Origin of the sequence: Marivita sp. (assembly GCF_020055675.1) — a bacterium.
Lineage (GTDB): Bacteria > Pseudomonadota > Alphaproteobacteria > Rhodobacterales > Rhodobacteraceae > Marivita.
The window spans coordinates 17,931-44,606 of the sequence record NZ_JAIPUS010000009.1; the positions used below are offsets into that span (position 1 = coordinate 17,931).

General features: G+C 62.7%; 26 protein-coding genes. 14 read left to right on the top strand and 12 right to left on the bottom strand.

What is annotated here, in order from left to right:
• Positions 1 to 12: 12 nt before the first annotated feature.
• The 6 genes from LCF59_RS08135 to LCF59_RS08160 all read right to left on the bottom strand — a co-directional run bounded on the left by LCF59_RS08135 (position 13) and on the right by LCF59_RS08160 (position 7,302).
• Entirely contained in the window at positions 13 to 1,305 is a 1,293-nt protein-coding gene (locus LCF59_RS08135) for a biotin/lipoyl-containing protein (protein WP_292286957.1), read from the bottom strand.
• Complete coding sequence (locus LCF59_RS08140; protein ID WP_292286958.1) at positions 1,295 to 2,290, bottom strand: alpha-ketoacid dehydrogenase subunit beta; 996 nt, start codon at positions 2,288 to 2,290, stop codon at positions 1,295 to 1,297. The genes LCF59_RS08135 and LCF59_RS08140 overlap by 11 nt, the downstream gene beginning before the upstream one ends.
• Before the next feature lie 10 nt (positions 2,291 to 2,300).
• On the bottom strand, positions 2,301 to 3,278 hold the full coding sequence (locus LCF59_RS08145) for a thiamine pyrophosphate-dependent dehydrogenase E1 component subunit alpha (RefSeq protein ID WP_292286959.1): 978 nt from the start codon (positions 3,276 to 3,278) through the stop codon (positions 2,301 to 2,303).
• Between the two features lie 90 nt (positions 3,279 to 3,368).
• Positions 3,369 to 4,667, bottom strand: coding sequence for a Xaa-Pro peptidase family protein (locus LCF59_RS08150; RefSeq protein ID WP_292286960.1), 1,299 nt, complete (start codon positions 4,665 to 4,667; stop codon positions 3,369 to 3,371).
• Between the two features lie 81 nt (positions 4,668 to 4,748).
• On the bottom strand, positions 4,749 to 5,558 hold the full coding sequence (locus LCF59_RS08155) for an SDR family oxidoreductase (RefSeq protein ID WP_292286961.1): 810 nt from the start codon (positions 5,556 to 5,558) through the stop codon (positions 4,749 to 4,751).
• 10 nt (positions 5,559 to 5,568) lie between these two features.
• On the bottom strand, positions 5,569 to 7,302 hold the full coding sequence (locus tag LCF59_RS08160; RefSeq protein ID WP_292286962.1) for an extracellular solute-binding protein: 1,734 nt from the start codon (positions 7,300 to 7,302) through the stop codon (positions 5,569 to 5,571).
• Between the two features lie 302 nt (positions 7,303 to 7,604).
• On the opposite strand from LCF59_RS08160, the gene LCF59_RS08165 reads away from it, so the two are divergent.
• The 8 genes from LCF59_RS08165 (at position 7,605) to LCF59_RS08200 (ending at position 15,505) form a co-directional block, all read left to right on the top strand.
• On the top strand, positions 7,605 to 8,564 hold the full coding sequence (locus tag LCF59_RS08165) for a sugar ABC transporter substrate-binding protein (RefSeq protein ID WP_292286963.1): 960 nt from the start codon (positions 7,605 to 7,607) through the stop codon (positions 8,562 to 8,564).
• Positions 8,565 to 8,640: 76 nt separating this feature from the next.
• On the top strand, positions 8,641 to 9,438 hold the full coding sequence (locus LCF59_RS08170) for an SDR family oxidoreductase (protein ID WP_292286964.1): 798 nt from the start codon (positions 8,641 to 8,643) through the stop codon (positions 9,436 to 9,438).
• Positions 9,439 to 9,478: 40 nt separating this feature from the next.
• Complete coding sequence (locus LCF59_RS08175) at positions 9,479 to 10,453, top strand: ABC transporter permease (RefSeq protein ID WP_292286965.1); 975 nt, start codon at positions 9,479 to 9,481, stop codon at positions 10,451 to 10,453.
• Between the two features lie 23 nt (positions 10,454 to 10,476).
• Positions 10,477 to 11,478, top strand: coding sequence for an ABC transporter permease (locus LCF59_RS08180; RefSeq protein ID WP_292287069.1), 1,002 nt, complete (start codon positions 10,477 to 10,479; stop codon positions 11,476 to 11,478).
• Positions 11,475 to 12,986 carry a sugar ABC transporter ATP-binding protein gene (locus tag LCF59_RS08185; RefSeq protein ID WP_292286966.1) on the top strand — a complete coding sequence of 504 codons (1,512 nt, stop codon included), beginning with the start codon at positions 11,475 to 11,477 and terminating at the stop codon, positions 12,984 to 12,986. Before LCF59_RS08180 ends, LCF59_RS08185 begins: the two co-directional genes overlap by 4 nt.
• Positions 12,987 to 13,208: 222 nt before the next feature.
• Positions 13,209 to 13,916: an ABC transporter permease gene (locus LCF59_RS08190; RefSeq protein ID WP_292286967.1), complete on the top strand. Its 708-nt coding sequence runs from the start codon at positions 13,209 to 13,211 to the stop codon at positions 13,914 to 13,916.
• Positions 13,909 to 14,664 (top strand): ATP-binding cassette domain-containing protein, encoded by a 756-nt coding sequence (locus LCF59_RS08195; protein WP_292286968.1) that lies wholly within the window; start codon positions 13,909 to 13,911, stop codon positions 14,662 to 14,664. The genes LCF59_RS08190 and LCF59_RS08195 overlap by 8 nt, the downstream gene beginning before the upstream one ends.
• A gap of 43 nt (positions 14,665 to 14,707) precedes the next feature.
• Positions 14,708 to 15,505, top strand: coding sequence for a substrate-binding domain-containing protein (locus LCF59_RS08200; protein ID WP_292286969.1), 798 nt, complete (start codon positions 14,708 to 14,710; stop codon positions 15,503 to 15,505).
• A gap of 32 nt (positions 15,506 to 15,537) precedes the next feature.
• Here the strand turns inward: LCF59_RS08200 and LCF59_RS08205 are convergent, their stop codons facing one another.
• From LCF59_RS08205 to LCF59_RS08215, 3 genes are read right to left on the bottom strand one after another with little or no spacing between them, the layout of a single operon-like run.
• On the bottom strand, positions 15,538 to 16,326 hold the full coding sequence (locus LCF59_RS08205) for a metal ABC transporter permease (protein ID WP_292286970.1): 789 nt from the start codon (positions 16,324 to 16,326) through the stop codon (positions 15,538 to 15,540).
• Complete coding sequence (locus LCF59_RS08210; RefSeq protein WP_292286971.1) at positions 16,326 to 17,096, bottom strand: metal ABC transporter ATP-binding protein; 771 nt, start codon at positions 17,094 to 17,096, stop codon at positions 16,326 to 16,328. The genes LCF59_RS08205 and LCF59_RS08210 overlap by 1 nt, the downstream gene beginning before the upstream one ends.
• Positions 17,093 to 17,611: a transcriptional repressor gene (locus LCF59_RS08215; protein WP_292286972.1), complete on the bottom strand. Its 519-nt coding sequence runs from the start codon at positions 17,609 to 17,611 to the stop codon at positions 17,093 to 17,095. Before LCF59_RS08215 ends, LCF59_RS08210 begins: the two co-directional genes overlap by 4 nt.
• A gap of 56 nt (positions 17,612 to 17,667) precedes the next feature.
• Here LCF59_RS08215 and LCF59_RS08220 point away from each other — a divergent pair, with 56 nt between their 5' ends.
• A complete protein-coding gene (locus LCF59_RS08220; protein ID WP_292286973.1) occupies positions 17,668 to 18,753 on the top strand; it encodes a zinc ABC transporter substrate-binding protein in 1,086 nt (361 codons plus the stop codon).
• 170 nt (positions 18,754 to 18,923) lie between these two features.
• On the opposite strand, the gene LCF59_RS08225 is transcribed toward LCF59_RS08220, so the two are convergent.
• Genes LCF59_RS08225 through ccmI form a run of 3 tightly spaced genes read right to left on the bottom strand, consistent with a single transcriptional unit; the run spans position 18,924 to position 20,879 of the window.
• On the bottom strand, positions 18,924 to 19,154 hold the full coding sequence (locus tag LCF59_RS08225; RefSeq protein WP_292286974.1) for a DUF1289 domain-containing protein: 231 nt from the start codon (positions 19,152 to 19,154) through the stop codon (positions 18,924 to 18,926).
• Positions 19,151 to 19,645, bottom strand: a complete 495-nt coding sequence (gene ruvX, locus LCF59_RS08230; protein WP_292286975.1) for a Holliday junction resolvase RuvX — start codon at positions 19,643 to 19,645, stop codon at positions 19,151 to 19,153. The genes LCF59_RS08225 and ruvX overlap by 4 nt, the downstream gene beginning before the upstream one ends.
• 4 nt (positions 19,646 to 19,649) lie before the next feature.
• Positions 19,650 to 20,879, bottom strand: coding sequence for a c-type cytochrome biogenesis protein CcmI (ccmI, locus tag LCF59_RS08235; protein WP_292286976.1), 1,230 nt, complete (start codon positions 20,877 to 20,879; stop codon positions 19,650 to 19,652).
• A 183-nt stretch (positions 20,880 to 21,062) separates the two neighbouring features.
• Between ccmI and LCF59_RS08240 the strand changes: the two genes are divergently transcribed.
• From LCF59_RS08240 to LCF59_RS08260, 5 genes are all read left to right on the top strand, one after another.
• Positions 21,063 to 22,307: a sarcosine oxidase subunit beta family protein gene (locus LCF59_RS08240; RefSeq protein WP_292286977.1), complete on the top strand. Its 1,245-nt coding sequence runs from the start codon at positions 21,063 to 21,065 to the stop codon at positions 22,305 to 22,307.
• Between the two features lie 85 nt (positions 22,308 to 22,392).
• Complete coding sequence (locus LCF59_RS08245; protein WP_292286978.1) at positions 22,393 to 22,527, top strand: hypothetical protein; 135 nt, start codon at positions 22,393 to 22,395, stop codon at positions 22,525 to 22,527.
• 72 nt (positions 22,528 to 22,599) lie between these two features.
• Complete coding sequence (locus tag LCF59_RS08250; RefSeq protein ID WP_292286979.1) at positions 22,600 to 22,929, top strand: sarcosine oxidase subunit delta; 330 nt, start codon at positions 22,600 to 22,602, stop codon at positions 22,927 to 22,929.
• Between the two features lie 68 nt (positions 22,930 to 22,997).
• Positions 22,998 to 26,015 (top strand): sarcosine oxidase subunit alpha family protein, encoded by a 3,018-nt coding sequence (locus LCF59_RS08255; RefSeq protein WP_292286980.1) that lies wholly within the window; start codon positions 22,998 to 23,000, stop codon positions 26,013 to 26,015.
• The gene (locus LCF59_RS08260) at positions 26,008 to 26,580 is read left to right on the top strand and encodes a sarcosine oxidase subunit gamma (protein ID WP_292286981.1); all 573 of its coding nucleotides are present in this window, start codon (positions 26,008 to 26,010) and stop codon (positions 26,578 to 26,580) included. Before LCF59_RS08255 ends, LCF59_RS08260 begins: the two co-directional genes overlap by 8 nt.
• The last annotated feature ends 96 nt before the right edge of the window (positions 26,581 to 26,676 follow it).

Below are 26,676 nucleotides of genomic sequence, written 5' to 3' on the forward strand. Positions count from 1 at the left end.
GGTCCCCGAATGTCAAAGCAGGTGGCGGAGCGGTTGCTCCACCATGCCTGCGAAATCAGTAAGAAGCTGGATCGCGCCCTGCGCCGTCATCTGGCCAGCCGCGCATTCCATCGTAATGCGCACCCCCTTGCGACGCTGCGTCAGGGTCAGAACCGGAATGCCATCAGCCGCCATGTGCGGCTGGCGAATGGCCGTGCCGCGCAGATCGCGCAGGATCAGGTCTGGCGCGGCGTCGGTTCTGGCCACGCCGGAAAGCCGGCGAGTGTCGGGCATCGCATAGGATGTCGACGCGCCAAAGCGTTCCACGGCCACCGTTCCGGCCGCGGGCAGGGCGGCGCCGGCCAGTCCCGCAAGCAGGACATCGGCATCTGTCAGACCGTGCGCGTCGGCGGCCCATTGGGTAAAATCGGTCAGGGCGTCGCCCGAAACCTTGGCCACGAGGTGGTGCGCTGTTGCGCCGGCTGTCACTTCGGGGTGCGCGGATACCTGCGGCAGCGCCTTGAGCACCTCGAGATCGCGGACATGGTAGGGTTGCGGATGACCGGCCTCGACAAGCCGTGAAAGGTCCAGCCCCTGTTCAAGCGCCAGCCTGCGCAACTTGGGCGAGGCAAGGATGCGTCCGCTCGCGGGCTGCGGCGCCGGAGGTGCCGGGGCGGCCGTTTCGGGCCGTGTCGCGGTTTCCGCTGCCGCAGGCTGTGCCGGTTCGGAGGCCGCCGTGGTGCGGACCGCGACCGAGCGTGACACAGGGGTGTCGGGCGTGTCCGCGCTGATGATCGCCACCGCATGGCCCACCGGCACCTCTTCGCCGGCCTGGGCCAGGGTTGCGGCAAGATAGCCATCGCTGCCGGCCTCAACCTCCATCGTGCTCTTGTCGGTTTCCACCTCGAAGAGCACATCATCGGATTTGACCGGATCACCGGGGGATTTCTGCCAGCTCACCAGCAGACCGCTGTCCTGCGCCATGCCAAGCTGCGGCATGGTGACGGGTTTACCCTCGGGCAGCGCATCAGATGTGCCATCGGGTTCGGCCGGAGCGGGCGCATCGGGGGCAGGGCCGTCGTCATCGGCGCTGTCAGAGATCCGCGCGATCACAGAGCCAACGGCCACGTCCTCGCCTTCTGACGCCGACACGCCGGTGAGATACCCGCTTGCCTGCGCCTCGACCTCCATCGTGGCCTTGTCGGTTTCCACCTCGAACAGCGCGTCGCCCTTGGACACCGGATCTCCCGGCGATTTGAGCCATGACACGATCTTGCCCGCGTCCTGTGCCATGCCAAGCTGGGGCATCGTCACATCATGCGGCATGAATCAGCTCCCCTGAACACAGCTTGCGCGCGGTCTCGGCCACGCGGTCCGGTGTCGGCACGGTGATGTCTTCGAGTGCGGGGCTGAACGGCACTGGCACATCCATCGCGCCCATGCGGATCACCGGTGTGTCGAGATGGTAGAACGCCTTTTCGTTCAGCCGAGACGCGATTTCCGAAGTTACGCCATAGCTCTGGTGGCCCTCGTCGATCACGATGGCGCGGCTGGTTTTCTTGACGCTTTCGATCAGCGCGGCCTCGTCCAGCGGCACGATGGTGCGCGGGTCGATCACCTCGGCCTCGATGCCCTCTTTCGACAGCAGGTCGGCAGCCTTTTCGGCCACCTGCACCATCGAGGACGTGGCGATCAGGGTGATGTCCGATCCGTCGCGCTTGATATGCGCCTCGCCGAAGGGGATCAGGAATTCCTCTTCCGGCACCGGGGCCTTGTCCTGGTACATCAGCTTGTCTTCGAAGATCACGACCGGGTTGTTGTCGCGGATCGCGGTTTTCATCAGGCCCTTGGCTTCATAGGCCGAAGACGGCATCGCCACCTTGAGCCCCGGAATATGCGCCACGATCGCCTGGAGCGATTGTGAATGCTGCGCGGCGGACCGCCGGGTCGCCCCCATATTGGTGCGCAGCACCATCGGAACCGACAGTTTGCCACCCGACATATAGTGCTGCTTGGCCGCCTGGTTACAAAGCTGATCCATCACGAGGTAAATGAAATCGCCGAACATCAGGTCGACGATGGGGCGCGCGCCGGTCATGGCCGCCCCCACGGCCAGCCCCACGAAGCCCGGCTCGGCGATCGGGGTGTCGATGACGCGCTCGGTGCCGAATTCCTCGACCAGGCCGGACAGCACCTTGAAGGGGGTTCCGGCTTCGGCCACGTCCTCGCCCATCAGGAACACGGTGCGGTCGCGGCGCATTTCCTCGGCGATAGCCTCGTTCACGGCCTGGGACAGGGTGATCTCTCTCATCTTTCTCTCCTCAGTCCGCGTAAATGTGCATGTCCACTTCGGACACATCGGGGTATTTGGCCGCTTCGGCATAGGCCACGGCCTCGGAAGCGTCCTTTTCGATCTCGGTGTTCATCGCCTCGATCTCGTCTTCGGTCGCGATGCCTTCGCTCACCAGGTAGGACCGGAAACGGATGATCGGATCGCGGTTGTCCTTCCAGTCCTTTTCTTCTGCCTTGGACCGGTAATATTCGCGATTGATGTCGCCGACATGGTGCCCGTGGTAGCGATAGGTCATCAGTTCGATAAAGAACGGCCCGTCGCCCTTGCGGCAGCGGGCGACCAGTTTCTGGGTCAATTCGTTGACGGCCAGCACGTCCTGGCCATCCACCTGGAAGGCCTCGATGCCAAAGGCTTCGGCCCGCGCGGTGATGGAGCCGGCGGCGATTTCCTCGGTCTTGGTGTATTCGGAATAGCCGTTGTTTTCGCAGGCATAGATCACCGGCAGGGTCCAGAGCGCGGCCATGTTCATGACCTCGTACCACAGCCCCTGCGCGGTGGCGCCATCGCCGAAGAAGCACACTGTCACATCGTCCTGGCCCAGCAGCTTGGCCCGCAGGGCCGATCCGGTGGCAATCCCCATGGAGCCGCCGACGATGGCATTGGCGCCAAGGTTGCCGTGGCTTTGATCGGCGATATGCATCGACCCGCCCTTGCCGCGGCAGTAGCCTTCTTCCTTGCCCAGAAGCTCGCAGAACATCTCCTTGAAATTCGCGCCCTTGGCGACGCAATGGCCATGCCCCCGGTGCGTCGAGGTGATCCGGTCGTCATCGGTCAGCGCCTCGCAGATCCCAACCGCAACAGCTTCTTCCCCGGAATACATATGCGTAAGGCCCGGCATCTTGGCCGACAGGTAAAGCTGGTTGGCGTTGTCCTCGAAGGTGCGGATGCGCATCATCTGGCGATACATGCGCAGGTAGTCTTCGGTGTTTGTCTTGGCCTTGGCCATTGGTTCCCTCCCAAAGGGGGCAAGGGCGCATGGCCCCCGCTTCATCTTGCCCAATAAACTCCCGCCGGAGGCATCCTCCGGCGGAGATGATCAATACCGGTTGGCGATAGGCAGCTCTTCCGCCGGGAAGAGGCTGATCACCTCGCAGCCTGTCTCGGTCACGACCACTTCTTCCTCGATCCGCGCGGCGGAATAGCCGTCGGTCGCGGGACAATAGGTTTCCAGTGCAAAGACCATGCCGGTCTGGATTTCCATTGGATGATCCAGAGACACGGCGCGGCTGATGATCGGGCGCTCGTGCAGCGCCAGCCCCAGCCCGTGGCCGAATTGCAGGCCGAAGGCCGCGTCCTCGTTCGGGAAGCCCAGCGATTCAGCCGTGGGCCAGACCTCGGCCACCTTGTCGGTGGTCACGCCCGGTTTGATCATGGCAATCGACGCATCGATCCATTCGCGGGCCTTCACATAGGCGTCGTTCTGGGCTGGCGTTGCGCGGCCCACGTTGAATGTCCGGTAGTAACAGGTCCGGTAGCCCTGGTAGCTTTGCAGGATGTCGAAAAAGGCCTGATCGCCCGGACGGATCAGGCGGTCGGTAAAGTTATGCGGATGCGGGTTGCAGCGTTCGCCCGAGATCGCGTTGATCGCCTCGACATCGTCCGATCCCATCTCATACAGCAGCTTGTTCGACATGGCGACGATATCGTTCTCGCGGATGCCGGGTTTCAGCTCTTCGTAGATCATGTGGTAGACGCCATCGACCATGCTGGCGGCCTGCGTCAGCAACTGGATCTCGTCCCAGTTCTTGATTTCGCGCGCGGCAAGCATGATCTGCTGGCCATCGACGACATTGATGCCCTCTTCCCGCAGGGCGTGGAACATGGCGGTTTCGGCATAGTCCACACCCACGGGCATGTCCGCCATGCCGGCATCCTTGATCAGTTCGGCGATCATCTTGGCATATTTGCGCATCAAGCCGAATTCCGGCGGGATGGTGCCACGCATGCCGACGACGCCGGCGAGGCAGTGATCGGGCTCCAGCCAGTCGGAATAGCGCTGGTGATGCACCGCGGCCGAGCCGAAATCCCAGACATAGGGAGAATCGTCGCCGGTCAGCAGGCAAAAGCGGCACATCTTGTCGCGTTCCCATTCGCCGATCTTGGTGGCGCTGACATAGCGGATGTTGTTCACGTCGAACAGCAAGAGCGACCCGGCCTGCGAGTTTTGCAAGCTCTGCCGGGTGCGGGCCAGACGGTAGCGGCGCAGCCGGTCATGATCGACCCGGCGCTCGAAATCGACCGAGGTATGACCCCAGGCGGGCAGGCGGTCGCGCCATTCCCAGTTGGGTTCGAGGTCCTGGGGGGTGAGCATGTTCGGCATCAGTGCGCGTGTCATGTGTATGAACTCCGTGGGGTGCGTGGCTGCATGCACCGTGGGTTGGAAATTTTGCGGGGGTGGTGCGTGAAATCGCGCACCCTATTTCGTGACCCAGCCGCCGTCGATGTGGATCATCTGGCCGGTCATGTAATCGCTGTCGTCGCTGGCCAGGAAAGAGGCGGTGCCGGTGATGTCGTCCGGGTAGGAGACCCGCTTGATCACGAGATTGCTTTCGACAATATCCTCGTAGGCCTGGCCCTCGCGCTCCTTGAAACCGATGTCGACCAGGTCCTTGTCGAGCTGCTCCCACAGCGGCGTGACCACGACGCCGGGCGCATAGCCGTTCACGGTGATATTGTGCTCGGCCAGCCCCAATGCGCCGCATTCGGTGAGCGCGAGGCAGCCATATTTCGAAGTGCAATAGACGGTGACATCCACCAGCGGCTTGCGCGACGCGATGGAGCCCACGTTGATCAGCTTGTAGGGGTGATCTTCCATCGGGCCCTGGGCGATCATCTGGCGGGCGGTTTCCTGCATGCCCAGCCACATCGCCTTGGTGTTGACGTTCATGATCATGTCCCAGTTGTCTTCATCGATATCCATGAAGAACCGGGGCTTGTTCAGGCCCGCGTTGAACACCGCGACATTGATCGACCCGAAGGCGTCTACCGTGGCCGCGACGGCGGCGGCGTTGTCTTCGCGCTTGGTGACATCCATCTTCACGGCAATCGCCTTGCCGTTTCCGACCGCGTTGATCTGCTCGGCGAGCGTTTGCGCCGCGTCCTGATCAAGATCGCCAAGACACACGTTGGCGCCCTGCGCGGCAAAGTTTTCGGCATTGGCGGCACCCATGCCGCGGGCCGCGCCCGTGATCAGGATATTCTTACCTTTGAGGCGATTGGGGTCCATGGTTTCCTCCCTAAGTGACCTGTTGTCCCATTATGTCCTCGGCCCGCGCCTGCGCGCGGTCGAGCGCATCGCGCGGCGAGACGATCCCGCGCAGCATATCGTGAAGTTCGTGGCCGCAGATGCGGATGATGTCCGAGATCTGCGGAATCGGCGGGCGCGGCCAGAATTGCAGTTCGTCGCGCCACGACATCTGGTCCACAAGCTCGAAGATCGGTGAAAGGCGGCGCACCTCGGGGTCCGCGCCAACCGAATAGCGGGGCGCGGTGCGGCTGCCGCTTTGCGCATAGAGCTTTTGCGCGCCGGGCGAGGTAAAGGTGACCAGCGCGTCGACAGCGTCTTCGATGCGATCCGGCGCAAGGTTGGACGGGATGCAGAAGACATAGCCCCCCACCGGCGCGATGGGCGCGCCCTCGGGGCCGTGCGGATGTGGCAGGTAGCCGGTGTTGTCATGCGCCGAACAGCTGTCATCCAGCTCGAAATACGGGGCCAGCAGGGTATAGCCATAGGCCATTGCCACCTTGCCGGAGGCATAGGGGCGCACCCGTTCGTACCAGGACATCGACAGGATATCGGGCGGCGAATATTCCAGCAGCTGCATCAGGTAATTCGCCGCGGCCAGTGCACGATCGCCGTTCAGCATGGGCCGGAACCCTCCATCGCCCAGATGATCGGCATCATAGCCGCCGGCGATTTCGGGCAGGTCCACGATGGGCTGGCCAAAAGCGGCGCAAGTCATCATGAAGGTATGCCCCAGCGCTGTCCCGCGGGCCGCGTTCCACGCCACGCCATAGCGCCCTTGGCGCGGGGCATGGAAATGGCGGGCCGCGTCGATCACGGCCTGCGTCGTGATGGGCGGCTCCAGGCCTTCTGTGGCAAACCAGTCCTTGCGGTAGAACATCAGTTCCGGAGTTGTCTGGCTTGGCACACCGAAGGGCCGCCCGTCCCAATGCGCGGCCCGCCACCCGGCGGTGTGAAAATCCGCCGGATCGAGGCGGGTGATATCCATCACCTCATCCAGGGGGCGAATGATCTTCTTTGCGACGAACTCGCCAAGCCAGGGCAGGTCGACAGCAATGATGTCGTAACGGCTTTTACCGCGTTCGGCATTGCGCAGTGCTTCTTCGCGCAAGCGGTCTATCGAGAAGGCGCGTTGATGGATGCCCGTGCCGACCAGTTGTTCGAACTGCCGCTTGAGGTTGTCCATCACCATGAATGTCGGATCGCCATGCACCAGGATGCGCAGTCCGCCGGACAGCTTGAGCGGCCGGGGCAGGGCCTGGGGCGGGGCAATCGTTGCCTGCGCGGCCTGGTAGGAGCCGCCGTAATAATAACTGGTCGAGTTGTCGCTGGCGTCTGCCGTCCCGAAAGAGGTTCGCGCGATGCGTTCGATCCGGTCGGCCAACTGGCTGAAATTGTCCAGCAATTCGCGGCTTGGATGCAGGGAAAAGCTTTTGCCGCTCTTGGTTCGGGGGCGCTGTTCTATCAGCCCGGCCTGCTTGATCTCGGCCAGTTTGCGCGTTGCGGTTGCATAGGGCACCCCGGCCGCTGCGACCATTGACGACGGCGAGACCAGCCGCCCTTCGGAATGGCTGTGCAGAAGGTGCAGGATCATGTTCAGATGCGGGTTCGGCGTGCTTGGCTCAATCGCGCTGTCCAGCTCGACATGCAGGGATTGCAGAAACCCGACCACTCTTTCCAATTCGGGACCCGCCACAAGACGCGGCGCGGAGTCGGCGCGTGTCATCGGTGTTTGTCCATATTGGATATCATTTGCGAAGGTTTCGTGCATTGTGTCCCTGGGTTGGGTCGGTGTCTTGGAATTGCTTGCGTTGGCACTGGCGCCACCCCTTGAAAATGTTCAGACTGGTGGAAATTGGATATCACTTAAAAATCGAATATGGATAAAAATATATCGAAAATGGATAAAAAGGAGCGTTCGTCCGCTTGGGAAATATCGCTCCATAGACCGCAGATTGCTCCGGCAACGGAACAGGCCGAGAGGACGGTCGCAATCGTTTCTAAATATATCCGTGGGAGGACCAAAGTATGAAAACGACATTAACGGCAGCGCTGGTTGCATCGACAACGCTGACCGGCACGGCAATGGCCGGGTCGCACAGCGACACAATGACCATTGGCATCACGCAGAACAACGTCGGCGTCGACAGCTATCAAACCACGTATGAAAAAGCCTTCATCGCTGCGGCCGAGGCCAATGACATGGTCGAGACTGTCGTGCTGGACGCGGGCGGTGACGTGGCCCGGCAGATCGCGCAGATGGAAGACCTGATCCAGCAAGAGGTCGATGCGATCATTATCTGGCCAACCAACGGTGAAGCGGTGATCCCGGCGGTGCGCAAGGCGCATCAGGCCGATATTCCGGTGATCGTCACCAATTCGAACATCGCCGAGCAGGGGTTCGACTTCGTGTCCAGCTTCTCGGGTCCGGACAACATCACCCAAGGCAAGCGCTCTGCCGAGATCATGTGCGACAAGTTCAAGGACATGGGCATCGAGGACGAAGCCAAGGTCGTGCATATCACCGGTCAGCCGGGCTACACCACAGCGATCGAGCGCGCCAAGGGTTTCGATGATCGTCTGCCGGAAGTCTGCCCCAACGTGGAGCAGATCGACAAGCAGCCGGGCGACTGGAACCGCGAGAAGTCGCAGCAGGTCATGGAGGCGTTCCTCGTCAAGTATGACGATATCGACGGCGTCTACGCGGGCGATGACAACATGGGCGTCGGCGCCTTGAATGCTGCCAAGGCAGCGGGTCGCGACGGCATCATCTTTGTCGGTGCCACCAACTTTGCGGTGGGCTACGAAGCCATGCAGGACGGCGATTACTGGGGATCGATCTACCAGTCGCCGGTCGATGACGCGGAAGCCGCTCTGAAAACGGCGATCGATGTGCTCAACGGCGAGGAAGTTCCTTTCCTCAACTACTTCGACACGCCGAAGATCACTCAGGAAAATCAAGACGAGTACGACAAGCCCGTCTTCTGATCTCCTCCCGGAACGCGCGGGGCGGTTCGTCTGCCTCGCGTGTTTTCTTCTACACTCAGACATATGGATGAACGGGATGACAGGAGTCTCGGGGCGGTCCTGCATCGTGACCGGTGCGGCGCAAGGCATTGGCCGCGCCATTGGCGAGGCGTTGCTGGACGAAGGTGCGAATGTCTGTTTCGCGGACATCAATGCCGACAAGGTTGCCGAGGTCGCGGATGCCAACGCCGCGCGCGCGGCGCGCGCAGATGCGCGTGTGGCGCATGCGGCAGTCGATGTGACAGACCGCGAACAGGTCAGGGCAATGATCGCCCACACGGTTGGCATCTTTGGCCGGCTGGATGTCAAGTTCAACAATGCCGGCGTGAACAGGCCGATGAATTTCCTCGATGTGACCGAGGAAAACTGGAATTTCATCATGGGCATCAATGGTCTGGGCTGCATGATCGGTATGCAGGAAGCCGCCCGCCAAATGATCGCCCAGGGCGGACAGGGCAAGATCATCAACACCGCCAGCATCGCCAGCCGGCAGGGGTTCGACAATGTCGCGCCGTATTGCGCTTCGAAATTCGCCGTGGTCGCGCTGACGCAATCGGGCGCGCGCGATCTGGCAAAACATGGTATCACGGTGACAGGGTTCGCGCCGGGGGTCGTCGCGACCGAGATGTGGGAACAGGTCGATCAGGACCTGATGGAGATCGGGGCCGCCGAGCGTCCGGGACAGGCGATGGAGGAGTTTTCGTCCGAAATCCTCAAGGGCCGCGTGGCCACGCCGGAGGATATCACCGGGACGACAACATTTCTTGCGTCCAAGGACAGCGACTACATGACCGGTCAGATCGTGATGATCGACGGGGGAATGACCCTGGTCTGACTGATATGGACCGGATGCCAACGATCTTTGGGAGGAGCTCATGGCCACACTGACAAAACAACAGATCGGGACTGTTCTGGCAAAACAGGGCATCCTGATCGCTTTCGCGATCTTCATGATCGTCTTTACCATCGCCAACCCGAAGTTCCTGACCATGGACAATCTGTTCAGCGTTGTGCGGTCCTCGGCCATCCTGGGGATCATGGCGCTTGGCGTGACCTTCGTGGTCATCAGCGGCAACCTCGATCTTTCGGTTGGGTCGATGATGTCTTTTTCAACCATCGTGGTGCTGGATTTGCACGATGAGCTTGGCCCGCTCCTCGCGATTCCGGCGATGTTTGGCATGACGCTGTGCCTGGGGGCCTTTATCGGCTTTCTGGTGGGGTATCTCAGGCTCAACTCGCTTATCGTGACCTTGGGAATGCTGTCGGCCATTCACGGATTGACGCTCACCTATTCAGGCGGTCAGAACATGGATATCGCCGACAAGGAGGGCACCTGGTTCAGCATTTTCGGTCAGGGCAGCGCCTTGGGCATTCCGATGCCGATCCTGATTTTTCTGGGACTTGCCGCGATTCTGGGGATCATACTGTCCAAGACCCCATTTGGCCGCAAGATCTATGCAGTCGGCGGGAATGGCACCGCCGCCACCTTTTCCGGCATTCGCCGCGCGCGCACCGTGTTCGCCTGTTACCTGATTTCGGCCTTCTGCGTGGCCACCGCGGGCCTGATCCAGGCCAGCCGGTCGCTGGGGTCGCAGAATACCGTGGGCCAGGGGATGGAGCTTGAAGTGCTGGCTGCGGTAATTCTGGGCGGCGCCTCGCTCCTGGGGGGCTCGGGCACGATCTTCAAGACCGTCATCGGCGTGCTGATCCTCGGGTTCATCCAAAACGGTCTGCTTATCATGGGGCTGGAGTTCTACGTCCAGTATGTCGTGACGTGGGTCATCATCATCCTTGCTGTCTGGCTCGATATCGCGGCCAAACGCGGCAAGCTCTGGTCATCGATCGCTTGAGGGGACGCAGCATGGACATCAGCATGGACAAGGGCACAGTTTCCAAGGCTCTGAAAAACGGCGCGATATGGGGTTTTATCGTGCTTGAGCTGATCTTCTTCTCGATCGCCGGAGAATTCATGGCGATCACGGATCAGGCCTTCATGGATATCGACAACATGCTGCTGCTGCTCAAGCAGTCGGCGCCGATCGGCATCATCGCCATGGGCATGACGATCGTGATGGTCAACGGCAATATCGACCTGAGTGTCGGGGCGACTTTCGCCATCGCGGCCATCGTTTTGCTGGACAGCATGACCTGGCCGATCTTTGCCGGGCTGGGCGACTGGGTGATCCCGGTGTCTTGCCTGTTGGCGCTGGCATCCGGTGTCTTCTTCGGGGCGATCAACGGGCTTATTGTCTGGAAGACCGGCGTGGATGCTTTTATCGTCACCTTGGGGTCGATGCTGGGCTTTCGCGGCATCGTCTTCATGTTCAACGGGGAAAACCCGACATCGCATCTCAACTGGACGCTGGTGGATTTTGCCGAGGCCGAGTTCCTCGGATTGGCCACCGCGTCCTGGGTGCTGCTTCTCGTGACGCTGGCGATCTGGTTCCTGATGGCCAGAACCGTCCATGGGCGAAACGCCTATGCCATCGGCAACAACCGCGAGGCTGCCGTGAACGCGGGGATCCGCGTGGGTCCGCACATGATGATCAACTTCATGATCATCGGCTTTCTGGCCGCGCTATCGGCGGTGGTGTTCTATGCCGAAAGCGGCAGCGTGAATCCGAATGACGGGATGCTGTACGAATTATGGGTCATCACGGCGGTGGTTCTGGGCGGGACCAAGATCACCGGCGGCGCGGGAAACGTGATCGGGACCTTTGGCGGCGTGCTGGCGATCCAGCTTCTGCGCAAGGGGCTGGGCCACATCGGCGCCGACACATCGACCGTGAACCTCGTGATCGGCCTGATCCTGATCGCCGTGCTGTTCCTTGACCGGCAGTTGAACGTGAAAGGCAAAGAGGAGTTGAAGGTATGACCGGGAAAACCCCTGTCCTGCGGCTTGAGAACATCGTCAAGACCTTTCCTGGTGTGCGTGCGCTGGATGGCGTTTCGCTGTCCATCCTGCCCGGCGAGGTCCACGCGTTGATGGGCGAAAACGGTGCCGGGAAATCCACCCTGATGAAAGTCCTTGGCGGTATACACCAGCCCAATGAAGGCCAGATCATCGTGGCAGAGGAGCCGACGGTCATGTCCGGTCCGCTGGACGCCAAGGCCAAGGGCATCGTCTTCATCCACCAGGAACTCAGCCTCGCCGAGGAACTCAGCGTGGCAGAGAACATCTACCTCGGAGAACTGCCGCGCAAGAGCTTTGGCCGCGTGGATTGGACCACGCTCGCCGAGAAAACCAATGCGATCCTGAAAAAGCTGAACGTCGGCTTCGATGCCGGAACCCGTGTCGGCGATCTCTCCATCGCGAACCAGCAGATGGTCGAAATCGCCCGTGCGCTCACCGTGGATGCCAAGGCGGTCATCTTCGACGAACCGACTGCCTCGCTCACGGATGCGGAAAAGGTGGTGCTGTTCGAAGTCATTGCGGATCTGCAATCGCAGGGTGTGGGCATCGCCTATATCTCTCACCGGATGGAGGAGATTTTCAAGATCACCGACCGTATCAGCGTGCTGCGTGATGGCCAGTACCAGGGCACCCTCAACACGGCCGAAACGAATGAAGAAGGCGTCACCCAGATGATGATCGGGCGCAAGCTCGATCTCAGCCGCAACGTGTCCCATCACGAACTGGGCGATGTCGCGCTCGAGGTCCGGGGCTTGAGCTGTGGCGATTTGTATTCCGATGTCAGCTTCGAGGTCCGGCGCGGTGAGGTGGTCGGGTTCTACGGTCTTGTCGGCGCGGGCCGGACCGAGATTGCCGAAACGCTCTTCGGGCTGCGCGACCCATCGGCCGGAACGATCCTCATTGATGGGCAAGAGGTGAAAATTCACTCCCCCTATGATGCGATCGAACGTGGTATCTCGCTGGTGCCCGAGGACCGCAAGGGGCAGGGTCTCGTTCTGGGCATGAATTGCCGTGATAACATGACTCTGCCGCAAGTGGATGACCTAAAGGCGGGGCCGTTCGTGTCGGACGGCGCAGAGATCGCGATCTTCGACCAGTACCGCGACAAGCTCGATATCCGCACGCCGGGCTGGAAGCAGACGGTCGGCAATCTGTCCGGCGGCAACCAGCAGAAGATCGTGATTGGCAAATGGCTGTCGATGCACCCCAATGTGCTGATCGTGGATGAACCCACGCGCGGCATCGACGTTGGTTCGAAAGCCGAGATCCACAACCTTCTGCGTGATTTGGCCGCCCAAGGCTACGCGGTGATCGTGATCAGCTCGGAAATGCCCGAGGTCCTGCATGTCGCCGACCGCATCGTGGCGATGTACTCGGGCCGGGTCATGCGCACATTCACCTCTGAAGAAGTGACCGAGGAAAACCTTATCGCGGCGATCTCTGGACTCGGGGGCGACCAGGCGGCCTGACATCCGGGTTGGAACCGCAGTCATAACCGAAGGGCCGGGAGGTCTGCGCGACGCGGTCCGCGACCGCCATAGCCATGCATCCGGCGATCTGCCAGCACACGGTCCGAACCGGGCACCGTGACGACGTTCAAACGCGCATAACGCCGAAAATGAGCCTTGAAATATGCGCGATGTCCTGCGTTCATGCGGGCGATTGTTAAAATATGCAAATCGAGGGAAAATTTGCAAAGCATTGCCGACGCCTTGGGACTTGCGGCAAAGCTGGTGCTGTCCGGCGACCCGGACCTGTTCGAGATCGTGCTTCTGTCCCTGCAGGTTAGCCTGACCGCGACGGTCATCGCCTGTCTGGTCGGGTTTCCTGTCGGGGCGCTGGTGGCGATCAGCCGTTTTCGCGGGCGCAATGCCGTGCTGATCGTGATGAACGCCTTGATGGGGCTGCCGCCTGTGGTTGTCGGGCTGCTGGTTTACCTGCACCTGTCCCGCTCCGGTCCGCTGGGGTTTCTTGGTCTGCTCTATACGCCGACCGCGATGATCATCGCCCAGATCATCCTGATCGCCCCGATCATTGCCGCGCTGTCGCAGCAGGTGATTGAGGACCTGCACTCCGAATATTCAGAGCAGTTCCGTTCCTTGTGTCTGACGCGGGTGCAGACGGTCCAGGCACTTCTGTGGGACGCGCGCTATTCGCTCCTGACTGTCGGGCTCGCCGGGTTCGGCCGTGCGGTGGCCGAAGTTGGCGCGGTGATTATCGTAGGCGGCAATATCGACCACCTGACGCGCGTCATGACCACGGCGATTGCGCTGGAGACATCGAAAGGCGATCTGGCACTCGCCCTGGCTCTTGGCATCGTTCTGCTGGTGATTGCGCTTGGCGTCAATGCGGCGGTCCACTCAGTACGAATGACAGCGGCGCGGCAGGCCTATGTCTGACGCAATGGCCATGACCACCGCCTCCGATGCGGTCGACGCGCAGAAAATGCCGATCCTGCCGCTTGCGGTTCGGGATCTCGTGCTGCGTTTCGGCGACGTGACGGTGCTGGACGGGCTGTGTCTCGATCTCGGAGCATCCGGCTGCACGGTGGTCATGGGGCCGAACGGATCGGGCAAGAGCCTGCTTCTGAAGCTGCTCCACGGCCTCATGCAACCGACTGCGGGTCAGATCCTCTGGGATCGACATGGCGCGGCGGATGTGACCGCGCGGCAGGCGCTGGTGTTTCAGAAGCCGGTCCTGCTGCGGCGGTCCGTGGCGGCCAATGTCGACTTTGTCCTCAAGGTGCGCGGCAAGGATCGCGCCCGGCGCAACGCCTTGCTTGATCATGTGGGGCTCGCGCACAAGGCTGATCAGCCCGCGCGGCTGCTGTCCGGCGGTGAGGCGCAGCGCCTGGCGCTCGCACGGGCGCTCGCCACCGATCCCGAGGTCATGTTCCTTGACGAGCCCACCGCCAGCCTCGACCCGGCTTCGGTCCTCGCCATCGAGCAGATCGTGAGCGAGGCGCGGGACAGCGGCGTGCGCATCATCTTCGTGACCCATGACATGGGGCAGGCGCGGCGCATGGCCGATGACGTCGTGTTCCTGCACCGCGGGTGTGTGGCCGAGCACAGCCCAGCGAGCAAATTTTTCCCCGAGCCCCGCTGTGATGCGGCCCGGGATTACCTGAACGGCAGGATTGTCGTCTGACACATCAAGAAAGGGAGAGAGCAACATGCTTGCAAGAAAGTTTATGGCAACAACGGCCGCACTTATCATCGGGGGCGCTGCGTGGGCGCAGGACCAGTCCATCATTGTCCAGTCGACAACATCGACCGCGAACTCGGGTCTCTACGACTACCTGCTGCCGATTTTCCAAGAGGAAACCGGCATACAGGTCAATGTCGTGGCCGTGGGCACCGGGCAAGCCATCAGAAACGCCGAGAATTGCGACGGCGATGTGCTTCTGGTGCATGCTAAGCCATCGGAGGAAAAGTTCGTTTCCGCCGGGTTCGGCACCGAACGTACGGACCTGATGTATAACGACTTTGTCATTGTCGGCCCCGCCGCCGATCCGGCGGGTGTCGGGGGCATGAATGATGTGCAGGGGGCGCTGGCCAAGATCGCGGAGACAGGCGTGCTCTTCGCCTCGCGTGGCGATGACAGCGGCACGCACAAGAAGGAAATGGCACTTTGGGCCGACAGCGGTGTCGATCCGACCGCAGCCTCGGGCGCGTGGTACCGCGAGATCGGCTCCGGCATGGGCGCGACGCTGAATGCCGGGATAGGCATGGGCGCCTATGTCATGACCGACCGCGCCACATGGATCAGTTTCGGCAACAAACAGGACTACGCCATTACCGTGCAGGGCGACGAGGATATGTTCAACCAATATGGCGTGATCCCGGTGAACCCGGCGAAATGCCCCTCCGTGAACGTGGATGCGGCGCAGACCTTCGCGGACTGGCTGGTGTCGGACGAGGGGCAGGACGCCATTGCCGCCTACACGGTCGCCGATCAGCAGCTGTTCTTCCCCAACGCGCCGGACTAGGGTCCCGACCCCGATGCATCGCCGGCACCGGCTCAGGTCCGCAGGCTGCTCAGGACGCTTGACCCAAGAAAGACCAACGCCGCAACGCAGACGATGGAGGGCCCCGCCGGAGTGTCCAGCAGCAAGGCCGCCTGCAAGCCGATCACGGCGGACGCCGCGCCGATCCCGGCGGCGGTCAGGGCCATCTGCTCGGGGGTGCTGGCAAAGGGTCGCGCGGCCGCGGCCGGGATGATCAGCATCGCCGTGATCAGCAAGACACCCACCACCTTTATCGCCATCGCCACGGTGATCGCCAGCGCCAGTGTCAGGACCAGTTGTTCACGCTTCGGATCAATGCCGCTGGCATAGGCCAAATCGGCGCTGAGCGTCGACGTCAAAAGCGCCGACCAGCGCCACCCGATCAACCCGACCACCAGAAGCGCTCCGCCCCAGATGACCGCCAGATCGCCACGCGACACCGCCAGAATGTCGCCGAACAGATAGGCCATCAGGTCGATCCGGATGCCCGACAGGAACGACACCGCCACAAGCCCGAAGGCCAACGCCGAATGGGCCAGCACGCCCAGCAGCGTATCCATCGCGTAGCCGCGCCCGGCAAGAAGTGTCACGATCACCGCCATGACAAGCGCCACCGCCATGGCGCCGGCAAAGACCGACACTTGCAGCGCAAGCGAAAGCGCCACGCCAAGCACCGCCGCATGGGCCGTGGCGTCTCCGAAATAGGCCATGCGCCGCCACACCACGAAACTGCCCAAAGGGGCGGCAGCCACCGCCACGCCAATGCCGGCCAGCGCCGCGCGCGTCATGAAATCATCCAGCATTACTCTGCGGCCTCGGTCTTTTTGTCGGAATGCGCCTTGTCGGACCCGTGGTTACATTCGCCGTCATGGTGATGATCGTGGTCATGGCGGTAAAGCGCCAACGCCCCGCCGGTGCCCGTCCCGAACAGAGCGCGGTATTCAGGGGCCGCCGAGACGGTATCGGGCGTGCCTTCGCAGCAGACATGCCCGTTGAGGCAGATCACCCGGTCCGACGCGCTCATCACAACGTGCAATTCGTGGCTGATCATCAGCACGGCGCAGCCAGTGTCCTGCCGCACCTGCTCGATCTGCTGGTAGAACGCGGCCGATCCCGGTTGGTCCAGACCTTGCGTTGCCTCATCGAGCAAGAGGAAATCCGGCTGGTTGATCAATGCCCGCGCCAGCAGCACGCGCTGAAGCTGACCTCCCGAAAGCGCCGACATCTGGTGGCGCGACAGCGCTGGCACGCCCGCGCGGTCAAGGGCTGCCGCGCTCGATGTTTTCGAGGTATTGCCAGGCAGGCGCAGGAACCGGTCCACGGTCATCGGCAGCGTCTGGTCGATATGCAGTTTTTGCGGCACATAACCGATTCGCAATCCCGGCTTGCGGGTGATCCGGCCTCCACCCGGCTGAACCGCGCCGATCAGAGAGCGCAGCAGCGTTGTCTTGCCCGATCCATTGGGGCCGACAACCGTGACGATCTCGCCCGGTTCGATCGACAGGGATACATTCCGCAACACCGGTTCCGCGCCGTAGCCGACGCTCAGGTTCGTCACCGTGACAAGGCTCATGTGTCGGCCGTTTCCATGCAGGCCGGGCAAAGGCCCTCGGCCTCCAGCACGGTGCGTTCGATCCGGAACCCCGCAGTGCGCGCGGCTTCGCCCAGCGTGTCGCGGGTGGGAGTGGATTGCGCCTCGGCCACGGAATGGCATTCGCGGCAGATCATGAAGGCGGGCGCATGGCTGGCGCCGGGATGCGCGCAGGCGATAAAGGCATTCAGCCGTTCGATCTTATGCGCAAAGCCATGCGTGACCAGAAATTCCAGCGCGCGGTAGGCGACCGGTGGTTGCGATCCGAAGCCCGCGTCGCGCAGCCGGTCCAGCATCTCGTAGGCCCCGAGCGCGCGGTGTTCCTGCAAGAGAATCTCCAGCGCCTTGCGCCGCACCGGTGTAAAGCGCAGACCTTCCGCCGTGCATTGCGCCTCGGCGGCGTTGGTCGCGGCGCTGATGCAGGTCCTGTGGTCATGCGATTCAAAGCCGACCGGATCGGCGGGCGGGGAGTTTTCTGCGCGGGGCAGTCTTGTCATATTATCACATATCCTGTAATCAGTCCGTATTGTTATAAAATCACATGGAGAGAGCAATGTCCAGAAGCCTGATCCCCATCGCGGTTGGCGCGTCCCTGTTTGCGGGCGCCGTCAACGCCGACGTGCCCAGCGTGGTGGCCGATATAACGCCGATCCATTCGCTTGTCGCCCAGGTGATGCAAGGCGTGGGAGAGCCATCGCTGATCGTGGCCCCCGGGGCCTCGGCGCATGAATACAGCCTGCGCCCGTCAGAGGCATCAGCCCTGCAAGACGCGGATGTGGTGTTCTGGGTCGGGCCAGAGCTGACGCCATGGCTCGAGGACGCGGTGGCAACGCTCGCCGGGGATGCCTCGGTGATCGGGCTCTTCGACCTTGAGACCACCACCGTGTTGCCCGTGCGCGAGAACGCGCTTTTCGAGGCGCATGACCACGATCACGGCGCGGGTCACGCTGAAGCGGCAGATCACGAGGTGCATGACGGGCATGACCACGCTTCGCATGATGACGACCATGCCGCGCAAGACCAGCACGGGTCCGAACACGTCCATGCGGAGGAGACCAAGACGCAAGATCACGACGACCGCGCCCATTCGGGGCACGACGAGGAAGACCATGCCGGCCATGAACACGCGGGCAATGACCCCCATGCCTGGCTGTCGCCGAAAAACGGCGCAGTCTGGCTGACGGCAATCGCCGACGCCCTTGCCTCGGCCGATCCCGACAATGCCGCCGCCTACCATGCGAACGCCGCTGCCGCGCGCGACGAGCTGACATTGCTCAGCGCTGAAATCAACATGGTCCTAGACCCGGTCCGTGGGCGCAACTTCGTGGTGTTTCACGACGCCTACCAGTATTTCGAAGCGGCCTTCGATTTCCCGGCCTCCGGGGCGATCTCGGTCTCGGATGCGTCCGATCCCAGCCCGGCGCGCATTTCCGAGATCCAGGATCACATCGCTGACCGAAACATTTCCTGCGTTCTGTCAGAGCCGCAATTCGACCCCGGCATCGTGTCTGCCGTGGTGGATGGATCAGGGGCGCAAACCGGCGTTCTCGACCCGCTCGGCGCTGATCTTGAGCCCGGACCGGAGTTCTACAGGCTGTTCTTGCGCCGGCTCGCTACGTCGCTTGCTGACTGCCTCTGACCTGCTGGCGCTGGGGGCCTGGGTGGATGCCGCATCATTGATGCCCGGGCCTGTCGTAAGGATCGCCCCCGTCCGCGAGGGCAGGTGCGATCCGGGTCGCAGGCGATCCAGAGCCGAGGCGGCGCGCATGTCGTCCGTGACTTGGGTCCCGCGAAACCCACGAGATCGCTCTACCGCGAGATCCGGCCCGCCCGGCCGCCGCGCCGCTTTTTCAATTGGCCCGCGCGTGACGGCAGTTCCGCCATCACCGCCCGGCGGGCCTCGGGCGACATGCGCGACCATGCGGTGATTTCGTCGATCGTGCGCAGACAGCCGGTACACAGCCTGGCGTCTGGATGCACCACGCAGATCTGCACACAAGGGCTGTCGATCCGGTCGCGTTGCGGGGTATCGTCTTTCATGCCTGTCCGCTCCCTCGTCCCTGGGCCTCGATATAGCGCAATCTGTCCAACGCGCCTTGCAGGATATAGCTCGCCGCGACATGGTCGATCACCTCTGCGCGACGTTTGCGCGTCGTATCCGCCTCAAGGAGCGCTTTTTCAGCCGCGACCGTGGAGAGGCGCTCGTCCCAGAACCCGATCGGACGGTCCCAGAGCGCGCTGAAATTGCGGGCAAAGGCGCGGGTGGACTGGCATCTCGGTCCCTCGGTCCCGTTCATGTTGCGCGGCAGGCCCAGCACGACCCCGGCAATGTCGCGCTTTGCCAGGATCGCCAGAAGCGCCTCCGCGTCGCGTCCGAACTTGTGCCGTTTCACCGTCTCAAGCGGGGTTGCCACGCTGCGCATCCCGTCTGACACGGCCACACCGATGGTCTTTGTTCCCAGGTCCAGCCCCGCGATTGCGCGCATCGGGGGCAGGGCCGCGGCAAAATTGGAGAAATCACCGTGAATCACAGGCTCACAGCACCAGGCCGGCAGCGCGCGCGCCCTCGCGCACGATGTTGAGCGCGTCCGGGTTATCGGCAAAGACCTCCTGCGCATTGTTCCATATGGCAATGGCTTGCGCCTCGTCGCCAAGAACACCCAGCGACGAAATCAGCCGCGCCCAATCCTCGGGCGGCCCGCCTTCGGTAGCCAGCCTGTCGGACAGCCGTGCCACCATGCCTTGGATCATCTGCTGGCGGTCTTCGGGGCTCATGTCCTCGGCGCTTTCCAGGTCCTCGGCGGTGGGGCCGGGGGCCGCGGCCACACTCGGCACCTGGTAGTCATCGACCCCGGCGCGCTGCGCCATCTCCTCGATCTGGGCAAGGATCGGCGGCACCCAGGTCGCATCCGGCGGGCTGCGCCGCAGCAGCCCGTCCCAAACGCGAAAGGCGACATCGGGCCGCCCTGTCTGCGCCATCATCAGCCCCATGTAATATCGCGCCACGCCGTTTTGGTCATCCCGGCTCAGCGCCGCCTCGAGCACGCGCTCCGCCTCAGGCGAGACATAGCCACCGGCGGCCAGCACCATCATGTCCGCAAGGTCGGCGTAGTCTTTCGAGGTTGCCCTGTCGCCCTTGATCGACAGCACACGCTCCTGTGCGCGGTAGGCGGCCACGTAATTGCCCATCGCCGCCTCGGACCGCGCCAGCAGGACATGGCCCTGCAGGTCGCCCGGCCGCTCGGACACCGCGCCGCGCAGGCGTTTGACCAGATCGGCGTATTCCGGTTGGATCTCGGCTGCGTCACCGGCGGGGAGCTGGCTTTCGGCACTGTCCTGTGACGGGCGGTTTTCGCGCGCCTCCTCGGCCATGTCCAGACGCGTCGCCAGTCCCAGGTCGCCGTAGCCCGGCGCGCCGAGCTGCGAATAAATCCAATAACTTCCGCCAATCAATGTCGCCCCGATCAGTGCTGCGACCGTGTAACCCAGCCCGTTGGGCTGCGCCGTCGCGGCTGTCTCGGAGGTGGCCTTGGCATCCGCAGACAGGATGCGCCGCGAAATCTCGGTCCGAAGACGCTCGGCGTCTTCTTTGGAAATCACCCCGCGTTGCAGATCGCGATCCACCTCGCCCAGCTGGTCACGATACACCTGAAGATCGAAGGATTCAGCCGGGCCGGTGTTGCGCTGCCCCCGCACGAGCGCCAGCCCCAGAAGGCCAGCCATACCAAAGGCCAGAACGATGGTCGCGATCCAGAAAACCGTCATCTTTCGCAATATCCACAAGCTGTTTTACCGATCATGTATACCTGCAGTCCCTTTGAAAAAAGGGCAAACCCCCGTGACAAAGCGCCATGTCGCAAAAACACTGAAAACCGGCGCTGTGAGTATCCGCAGACCCGGCTGTTCGGTCCACATATCCCCAAGATCGTCCCAAGCCTCGAGTCGCCCATGAAACGTTATTCCGCCTTCGCCGTTGCCCGTGAGGCCCTTCGCAACCAGACCGGGTGGGAACGCGCTTGGCGCAAGGCGCACCCCAAGAAGGCCTATGACGTGATCATCGTCGGGGCCGGTGGGCACGGCCTGGCCACGGCCTATTACCTGGGCAAGAATTTTGGCATCACCAATGTGGCGGTGCTTGAAAAGGGCTGGCTGGGTGGCGGCAATACCGGGCGCAACACCACCATCATCCGCTCGAACTACCTCCAGGATCCGTCTGCCGCGATCTATGAAAAAGCGCGTTCGCTCTACGAAACGCTGAGCCAGGATCTGAACTACAACATCATGTTCAGCCCCCGCGGCGTGATGATGCTGGCCCAGACCGAACACGAGGTTCGCGGCTACCAACGCACCGCACATGCCAACAACCTGCAGGGCGTCGAGACGACGTTCATCAGCCCGTCCGAGGTCAAGCGGCTCTGCCCGATCATCGAATTGAACGGTCCGCGCTACCCTGTTCTTGGCGCGCTCTGGCAATCCCGCGCCGGCACCGCGCGGCACGACGCGGTCGCTTGGGGGTATGCCCGCGCGTGCTCGGACATGGGCATGGACATCATCCAGCAATGCGAGGTCACGGCGGTGCGCCGGGAGGGTGGCCGCGTCAAAGGCGTGACCACGACCAAGGGCGAGATCGACTGCGACAAGCTGGGGCTGGTCGTCGCCGGCCATTCCGGTGTGCTGGCCGAAATGGCGGGCTTTCGTCTGCCCATCGAATCCGTGGCCCTGCAGGCGCTGGTGTCCGAGCCGATCAAGCCCTGCATGGATGTGGTCGTCATGGCCAACACTGTGCATGGCTACATGAGCCAATCCGACAAGGGCGAAATGGTCATCGGCGGCGGTGCGGATGGCTACAACAACTACACCCAGCGCGGGTCGTTCCACCACGCCGAGGAAACGGTCCGCGCGCTGGTCGAGACCTTCCCGATGATCTCGCGCCTCAAGATGCTGCGCTGGTGGGGCGGCATTGTCGACATGACCGGCGACCGCTCACCCATCCTGTCAAAGACGCCGCTTGAGGGCTGTTTCATCAACTGCGGCTGGGGCACCGGCGGCTTCAAGGCGATCCCCGGATCCGGCTGGGGCATGGCCGAGCTGATCGCCAAGGGCTATTCGCCCCTTACCGCGGAATTCGGCCTCAATCGCTTCCGCGAGGGGCGGTTCATCGATGAAAGCGTGGCAGCGGGGGTGGCGCATTGACCTTCTCCTTGCATCAAGATCCGTGCGGGAACACGGTGCCCGGGGCGGGGGTTGCTCATGCGACACCCCTGAACGGAGTTCCTTCATGGCCTTCAAATATCTTCTCGCCATCGCCATCCTGTTGGTCGTCCTCGGCCTCGCGGGTTGGGTCGTCTATTTCGTCGATGAACAAACCGATCCGCCCTATGGATCCCCTGAAGCTTCAGACAGCACCGGCTGACACGTCTCGCGCCATTGCGCCGCCGGTGATGGTCCGTCGCTGTCCCGACCTGTCCCATTTCCGGAGGCTGCCATGTTGTGCCTAGAATGTCCCTATTGCGGCGTCGCCGCCGAGGAAACCGATCTGCACCCCGGTGGCGAAGCGCATCTGAAACGCTTTGGCCCCGAGTCGAGCGATGACGATTTCACCGGCTACCTGTTCCACCGCGAAAACCCCAAGGGGGTGCATTTCGAACGCTGGCGGCATGTGAACGGCTGCGGCAAGTGGTTCCACGCGGCGCGCTGCACCAACACGCTCGAAGTGTTCGGCACCTACAGCGCCCAGACGACGGAACCGCCGAAAGACCTGCTCGATACCATCCGCGCCAAACGCCCCGGATTCACATGGAGGGACATCGCGTGACCCTTCATCTTGCCAACAAAACTCCCGCCGGAGGCTCCGACGCTTCCGCCAGCGCCAAGGTCTGACTTATGAGCACCCGCGTTCAAACCCAGGGCCGCCTGATCAACCGCGACCGGCCTGTGTCCTTCAAGTTCAACGGCACGCTCCTGAACGGCTATCTGGGCGACACACTTGCCTCGGCCCTTCTGGCAAACGACCAGATGCTGATGGGGCGCAGCTTCAAGTATCATCGCCCGCGCGGTGTCGTGGCGTCTGGCTCCGAAGAACCCAACGCGCTGGTGGGCCTGGGCGAGGGCGACCGGTTCGAGCCGAACCAGCGCGCCACCACGACCGAGCTGTTCCACGGCCTCACCGCCACCAGCCAGAACCATTGGCCGTCGCTGAATTACGATGTGGGAATCGTCAACAACACGCTCTCGCGCTTCCTCAGCGCGGGGTTCTACTACAAGATGTTCATCCATCCGCGCCCGTTCTGGAAACACATCTACGAGCCCTTCATCCGCCACTCCGCCGGTCTAGGCAAAGCCCCGGATTCCGAGTCGCGCGATGCCGACCGCTACGAACATTTCTACGCCTTCACCGATGTGCTGGTGATCGGCGGCGGTGTTGCCGGTCTGCAATCCGCCCTTACCGCTGCCCGCGCCGGGGCCAAGGTGCTGTTGCTCGAACAGACCGCCCACCTGGGCGGCCGCGCGCCGGTCGACGGTGGCACCATCGATGGGATGGATCCGGACGCCTGGGTCGCCAAGGCGTGTGAGGAACTGGACGCACTGCCGAATGCGCAAATCCGCACCCGCACCATGGGAGCGGGCGTCTATGACCACGGCTACGTGCTGGGCTACGAACGCCTGACCGATCACGCGCCCGAAGCATCTGGCCCGCGCCACCGGTTGTGGCGCATCCGGGCGGCCCAGATCATCACCGCGACAGGGGCCATCGAACGGCCCTTGTCCTTTGCGGGCAATGACATTCCCGGCGTGATGCTGGCCTCCGCCATGCGCGATTACCTTGTGAACTTTGGCGTCAGCCCCGGCGACCGCACCGTGGTTGTCACCAACAATGACGACGCCTACCGCACCGCCATCGCGCTGGTGCAGGCCGGGCTCAAGGTTCCCGCGATCCTTGACGCGCGTCCCAACGGCGGCGGCGCGCTGATGGACGACGCCAAGGCGCTTGGCATCCGGGTCGAAACCGGTGCCGCGGCGGTCAAGGTCAAGGGCGCGAAACGTGTGCACTCCGTTTGCCGTGGCGTTCAGGCGGGCGATGGCGAGGTGCTTGAAGAGATTTTCTGCGATGCGGTTGCCATGTCCGGCGGCTGGTCACCCGTGGTGCATCTCTGGTCCCATTGTGGCGGCAAGCTGTTCTGGGACGAAGGCCAGGCCGCTTTCCGCCCGGATCATGCGCGCGCGCCCACGAGCCACGATGGCGCCCCGTTCGTGATCACCGCTGGGTCCGCGGATGGCGAGATGCATCTGAACGCCGTTCTGCAAAACGCGGCCAATGCGGGAAAAACCGCCGCAAGCGCTGTCGGCGCTGCAAAGGGCGACGCCGCCGCGCCCAGCGGCGACGCGCCCGATGAGGCGCCGCTGGTGCCGGTCTGGATGATGCCACAGGGCGCGCCGCGAAAGCTGCGAACCAAGTCCTGGCTGGACTACCAGAACGACGTGAAGGTGTCGGACGTGCAACTGGCCGCGCAAGAAGGCTTCGAATCGGTTGAACATGCCAAGCGCTACACCACGCTGGGCATGGCAACCGATCAGGGAAAGCTGAGCAATATCAATGGTCTCGCGACGCTTTCTCATGCGCTGAACGAAGATATCCCGCAGGTTGGAACCACCACCTTCCGCCCACCTTACACGCCGATCTCTTTCGGGGCTATCGCCGGCGAGGCCCGCGGCGAGATCTTTCAGCCGATCCGCAAGACTCCGATGCACGACTGGCATGACTCGAACGGCGCGCATTGGGAACCGGTGGGCCATTGGCGCCGCCCCTACGCGTATCCGCAGCCGGGCGAAACTGTCGAAGACGCGGTGCAGCGCGAAGTGCTGGCGACCCGGAACAGCCTTGGCCTGCTGGATGCGTCGACCCTGGGCAAAATCATCGTCAAGGGGCCGGATGCCGGGCGTTTCCTCGACATGCTCTATACCAACATGATGAGCACGCTGAAGCCCGGGCGCTGCCGCTATGGATTGATGTGCACCGAGAACGGGTTCCTCAGTGATGACGGCGTGGTGGCGCGGATCGACGAGGACACGTTCCTGTGCCACACCACCACCGGCGGGGCGGAGAGCGTTCACGCACACATGGAGGAATGGCTGCAAACCGAGTGGTGGGATTGGAAGGTCTGGACCGTCAATGCCACCGAGCAATACGCGCAGATCGCCGTGGTCGGCCCGAATGCGCGCAAGCTGCTTGAAAAACTGGGCGGCATGGACGTGTCGCAAGACGCGCTCACCTTCATGGGGTGGGCCGACGGCGCATTGGCGGGCCTCTCGGTCCGTGTTCACCGCATCTCCTTCTCGGGAGAATTGAGCTTTGAGATCGCCGTGGCCGCAAACCTGGGCCGCGCCTTGTGGGACAAACTGGTCGAGGCCGGGCAGCAATGGAACATCACCCCTTATGGCACCGAGGCGCTGCACATCTTGCGCGCCGAAAAGGGCTTCATCATGATCGGGGATGAAACCGATGGCACGGTGATCCCGCAGGACCTTGGCCTTGACTGGGCGATTTCCAAGAAGAAAACCGACTATATCGGCAAACGCGCGCAGCAACGCAGCCACATGGTCGATCCGAAGCGCTGGAAACTGGTGGGGCTGGAAACGCTCGACGGGTCCACGCTGAAGGACGGGGCCCACGCGATTGCCGATGCCAGCAACGAAAACGGTCAACGCAACACGCAAGGGCGCGTCACCTCGACCTATCGCAGCCCGACACTGAACAAAGGCATCGCGATGGGATTGGTGCTGAATGGGCCGGACCGCATGGGCGAGGTGATCGAACTCACCGCCGGTGGCGATGACACCGTCAAGGCGAAAATCGTGAACCCCGTGTTCTTTGATCCCGAGGGGGCGAAGCAGAATGTCTGATGTGCAACTGGCGCTTGACGGCGCAGCCTTCGATGGTCTGGTGCAGATCGAGGAACTGGCCGGGCAGGGCATGATCACCCTGCGCGGGGATCTTGCGGACGACACGATCCGCGCCTCGGTCAACGGTCTCTTCGGAATAGATATCCCCGCGCAGCGCGGCACGGCCTTCGCGGGCGACACCGGCGCGCTCTGGATGTCCCCGGACGAGATGCTTTTGCTCTGCCCATATGAAGGGGCCCGGGCAATGGCCGATGAACTGGCCGAGAAGGTGAAAGACGCGCATGCGCTGGTTGTCAATGTCTCTGACGCCCGCACGGTGTTCCGGCTTAAGGGCAGCATGCTGCGCGAAGTCATCGCCAAACTGGCCCCAGCCGACATGTCTCCGGGCGTGTTCGAGCCGGGCGAGTTGCGCCGCACACGTTTGGCACAGGTCGCTGCGGCCTTCTGGATGGATGACGCCAGAAACGCGCGGGTGGTCTGTTTCCGGTCGGTCGCTGGCTATGTCTTTGGTTTGCTGAGCACGTCGGCGGATGACGCGTCGGCCGTGAACCATTTCACCCGGTGACGCGTTAACCGTCCGACAGGCGGGATAAATCCCGGTTTGGCGCGCTGGCAGGGTTGACCTTGGCAATGCGTCACATCAGGTATGCCTGTGTAATAT

Coding starts and splice junctions, on each gene's coding strand:
- ccmI (WP_292286976.1), bottom strand. CDS start 20,879: ATGACGGTTTTCTGGATCGCGACCATCGTTCTGGCCTTTGGTATGGCT.
- LCF59_RS08250 (WP_292286979.1), top strand. CDS start 22,600: ATGTTGTGCCTAGAATGTCCCTATTGCGGCGTCGCCGCCGAGGAAACC.
- LCF59_RS08255 (WP_292286980.1), top strand. CDS start 22,998: ATGAGCACCCGCGTTCAAACCCAGGGCCGCCTGATCAACCGCGACCGG.
- LCF59_RS08260 (WP_292286981.1), top strand. CDS start 26,008: ATGTCTGATGTGCAACTGGCGCTTGACGGCGCAGCCTTCGATGGTCTG.
- LCF59_RS08175 (WP_292286965.1), top strand. CDS start 9,479: ATGGCCACACTGACAAAACAACAGATCGGGACTGTTCTGGCAAAACAG.
- LCF59_RS08180 (WP_292287069.1), top strand. CDS start 10,477: ATGGACAAGGGCACAGTTTCCAAGGCTCTGAAAAACGGCGCGATATGG.
- LCF59_RS08245 (WP_292286978.1), top strand. CDS start 22,393: ATGGCCTTCAAATATCTTCTCGCCATCGCCATCCTGTTGGTCGTCCTC.
- LCF59_RS08200 (WP_292286969.1), top strand. CDS start 14,708: ATGGCAACAACGGCCGCACTTATCATCGGGGGCGCTGCGTGGGCGCAG.
- LCF59_RS08135 (WP_292286957.1), bottom strand. CDS start 1,305: ATGCCGCATGATGTGACGATGCCCCAGCTTGGCATGGCACAGGACGCG.
- LCF59_RS08140 (WP_292286958.1), bottom strand. CDS start 2,290: ATGAGAGAGATCACCCTGTCCCAGGCCGTGAACGAGGCTATCGCCGAG.
- LCF59_RS08210 (WP_292286971.1), bottom strand. CDS start 17,096: ATGAGCCTTGTCACGGTGACGAACCTGAGCGTCGGCTACGGCGCGGAA.
- LCF59_RS08205 (WP_292286970.1), bottom strand. CDS start 16,326: ATGCTGGATGATTTCATGACGCGCGCGGCGCTGGCCGGCATTGGCGTG.
- LCF59_RS08160 (WP_292286962.1), bottom strand. CDS start 7,302: ATGACACGCGCCGACTCCGCGCCGCGTCTTGTGGCGGGTCCCGAATTG.
- LCF59_RS08215 (WP_292286972.1), bottom strand. CDS start 17,611: ATGACAAGACTGCCCCGCGCAGAAAACTCCCCGCCCGCCGATCCGGTC.
- LCF59_RS08195 (WP_292286968.1), top strand. CDS start 13,909: ATGTCTGACGCAATGGCCATGACCACCGCCTCCGATGCGGTCGACGCG.
- LCF59_RS08165 (WP_292286963.1), top strand. CDS start 7,605: ATGAAAACGACATTAACGGCAGCGCTGGTTGCATCGACAACGCTGACC.
- LCF59_RS08220 (WP_292286973.1), top strand. CDS start 17,668: ATGTCCAGAAGCCTGATCCCCATCGCGGTTGGCGCGTCCCTGTTTGCG.
- LCF59_RS08155 (WP_292286961.1), bottom strand. CDS start 5,558: ATGGACCCCAATCGCCTCAAAGGTAAGAATATCCTGATCACGGGCGCG.
- LCF59_RS08225 (WP_292286974.1), bottom strand. CDS start 19,154: ATGAAAGACGATACCCCGCAACGCGACCGGATCGACAGCCCTTGTGTG.
- LCF59_RS08150 (WP_292286960.1), bottom strand. CDS start 4,667: ATGACACGCGCACTGATGCCGAACATGCTCACCCCCCAGGACCTCGAA.
- LCF59_RS08240 (WP_292286977.1), top strand. CDS start 21,063: ATGAAACGTTATTCCGCCTTCGCCGTTGCCCGTGAGGCCCTTCGCAAC.
- LCF59_RS08185 (WP_292286966.1), top strand. CDS start 11,475: ATGACCGGGAAAACCCCTGTCCTGCGGCTTGAGAACATCGTCAAGACC.
- LCF59_RS08145 (WP_292286959.1), bottom strand. CDS start 3,278: ATGGCCAAGGCCAAGACAAACACCGAAGACTACCTGCGCATGTATCGC.
- LCF59_RS08170 (WP_292286964.1), top strand. CDS start 8,641: ATGACAGGAGTCTCGGGGCGGTCCTGCATCGTGACCGGTGCGGCGCAA.